Source organism: Peribacillus frigoritolerans, assembly GCF_030676415.1.
In the GTDB taxonomy this organism is placed as follows: domain Bacteria; phylum Bacillota; class Bacilli; order Bacillales; family DSM-1321; genus Peribacillus; species Peribacillus frigoritolerans_A.
Genome location: NZ_JAUUTW010000158.1, coordinates 1 through 254 on the forward strand (window position 1 = coordinate 1; position 254 = coordinate 254).

At 46.9% G+C, this 254-nt stretch carries 1 rRNA gene; it reads left to right on the forward strand.

Annotation, left to right across the window (positions count from 1 at the left end):
- Positions 1-131: 131 nt before the first annotated feature.
- A 5S ribosomal RNA gene (rrf, locus tag Q8G36_RS28875) occupies positions 132-247 on the forward strand.
- The last annotated feature ends 7 nt before the right edge of the window (positions 248-254 follow it).

Sequence of the window (254 nt, forward strand, 5' to 3'; positions counted from 1 at the left end):
AGGTCAGAGGTGGAAGCATGGTGACATGTGGAGCTGACTGATACTAATAGATCGAGGACTTAACCAACGCTTTTTAAAAAATGAAATACCTTCTTATTATCTAGTTTTGAAGGAACAACGTTCCTTTCATGTTTGGTGGCGATAGCGAAGAGGTCACACCCGTTCCCATTCCGAACACGGCAGTTAAGCTCTTCAGCGCCGATGGTAGTTGGGGGTTTCCCCCTGTGAGAGTAGGACGCCGCCAAGCAATGTTT